Genomic DNA, 2202 nt, shown 5'->3' with positions numbered 1-2202 from the left:
CATCCACCCATTGTTACAAGTAAAAGCAAAACTAATAACTTGGAAATTTTGTAGATAGTTTTTTTCATTTTTATTTAATTTTTTTAGTAAATAATTTTTTGTTTATTTTTTTGCAAGATTACAAATAAAACCTGATACAATTTTACGGTTTTCCACATATTTGGTAAAAGTTTATTTGCGAATCTTTATAGTGCAAATATAATATTTTCATCATATAATCATACATGATTATATTATATTTTTTTGTTTCATTCATTTTTGTTTACTAAATATAGTAAACCGATAGTGATTAATTTAAGAGATGAAATATATATAAAAAAGTTTGGTGTAAATCTTAAAAAACTAAGACTTGCCAAGGGCTTTTCACAGGAAGAATTAGCCAATTCATCTGATGTATCATTGCCTCAAATAACTAGAATTGAACGTGGTACTGTAAACCCAACGCTATGTACTATAAAATCACTAGCTAAAGGATTAGAAGTAAGTACAGGCGAATTATTTAATTTTGAAATTTTATAAAGCCAACATCCAACCAAAGTAAGCCATCATCCAAACAAAGTAAAACATTATCCAAACAAAGTAAAACATCATCCAACCAAAGTAAGACATCATCCAACCAAAGTAAGACATTATCCAACTAAAGTAAGATATCAGCCAACTAAAGTAAGATATCAGCCAACATAAGTAAGATATCATTCAATACAAGTAAGTCATCATCCAATATAAGTAAGATATTATCCTAAATAAGTAACAAATTAAACTAAATATATAATGAACATTAAACAAGAAGAAATTATCCCAGTTGCAGACATGCTTATTTCCAGCTTCGAAAGAGACCAAGCAGAAATTGAAGCCGAAAATGATTTTTATTCTGTCGCATTTTTAAACCAGTTTAAAGAAGCAACCGAAGATGTTAGAGAACTTGAAAAAGCCGATGTACTGCTTACGAAACAAAAAACAATAACCAAAGAATTATACCTACTGGCAGATAATCTATACAAACCACTAAAAATATTTAATATTGTAGTTCAAAAAGCGGCATTGCCTACAACTCTTGTACAAGATATTATCAACAATTTGAAAAAACGAAACATCGAAGGCGGTCTAGTAGATATAAAGGCATTAATGCAAGTGGTAGCCAGCAACCAAGCATTGCTTACATCAAAAGCCATGAAGTCCAATTTCCCTGCGCTTCTCGATACCAATTTTAAAGACTTGACTGAAAAAAGCAATTTACAAACCAAAATCATCAAAGAACGACAATTGCTAACAAACGACAATGGTGCCACTTTCGATTCATTATACAACGATTACATTATAGACATTTGCAGTATTGGTAAAGCAGTTTACCATGGCACAGCCAAAGCAAATGAATACACCATTACAAAAATGCTGAAAAAACTTCACGTAAATCGTTACGGTAGTGGCGGAAGCAATACACCACAAGCGGTTTAAACAAAAAAAGAGTTCACAACTTGTGAACTCTTTTTTTAATACTCAAAACCCAATAAACTATATTATTAAATTATAATTATACCAAAAAAAAGGTTCCGAATTACTTCGAAACCTTTTGCGTTATGTAGGGTGGCTGACCGGGTTCGAACCGGCGACCCTCGGCACCACAAACCAATACTCTAACCAGCTGAGCTACAACCACCATTTATTTAACGAGTGCAAAGATATTGTAAAAGTTGGTTTCTGCAAATAAAAAAACAAAAAAATTATTTCAAATCATTTAAACTATTGACTGCCAAATACCTTTCTACAGTAAAACCTTCTCCGTAATTCGACCCGATTAATCGGCCCAAATCCTGCGCCCTGTAAAGCACACTATCCAAAAAGTTTTTGGAAGTTATTGGCGATTCTGGTTCGTTTGAATTTGGATTATAAAACTGAGTTTCATAGGCTTTTATGGCTTCCATCTTCACATCCATAAAATCTGAAACATCGACCACAAAATCGGGTTCAATGTTTTTCCATTGAATGTAATGATACACCAACTTTGGGCGCCATGGTTTTTGAATACTACCATCCAAACTAGTTTCAATTTTTACAAGTCCAGACAAAAAACAAGCATCCGAAACCAATTTACTTCCTTTGCCATGATCAATATGACGGTCATCAATAGCATTGCAAATCACAATTTCAGGTCGGTATTTTCGAATCATCTTAATGACTTCCAATTGATGCTTCTCGTCATTA

General features: G+C 32.3%; 3 protein-coding genes and 1 tRNA gene. 2 read left to right on the top strand and 2 right to left on the bottom strand.

What is annotated here, in order from left to right; translation table 11 throughout:
- Positions 1–285: 285 nt before the first annotated feature.
- A complete protein-coding gene (locus RMN92_RS12765) occupies positions 286–519 on the top strand; it encodes a helix-turn-helix transcriptional regulator (RefSeq protein WP_309609824.1) in 234 nt (77 codons plus the stop codon).
- 252 nt (positions 520–771) lie between these two features.
- The gene (locus tag RMN92_RS12760) at positions 772–1455 is read left to right on the top strand and encodes a hypothetical protein (protein ID WP_309609823.1); all 684 of its coding nucleotides are present in this window, start codon (positions 772–774) and stop codon (positions 1453–1455) included.
- Between the two features lie 128 nt (positions 1456–1583).
- Here the strand turns inward: RMN92_RS12760 and RMN92_RS12755 are convergent.
- Both RMN92_RS12755 and RMN92_RS12750 read right to left on the bottom strand, forming a co-directional pair.
- Positions 1584–1657, bottom strand: a tRNA-His gene (locus RMN92_RS12755).
- Positions 1658–1721: 64 nt separating this feature from the next.
- Positions 1722–2202, bottom strand: a 481-nt coding sequence (locus tag RMN92_RS12750) for a bacillithiol biosynthesis deacetylase BshB1 (RefSeq protein WP_309609822.1), incomplete at its 5' end; no start/stop codon positions are given.

The sequence above is a fragment of the Flavobacterium sp. genome (assembly GCF_031363805.1).
Taxonomy (GTDB): domain Bacteria; phylum Bacteroidota; class Bacteroidia; order Flavobacteriales; family Flavobacteriaceae; genus Flavobacterium.
Note: the sequence above shows the minus strand (reverse complement) of the source record. Positions and strands in the feature narration are given on the sequence as shown.

Coding starts and splice junctions, on each gene's coding strand:
- RMN92_RS12760 (WP_309609823.1), top strand. CDS start 772: ATGAACATTAAACAAGAAGAAATTATCCCAGTTGCAGACATGCTTATT.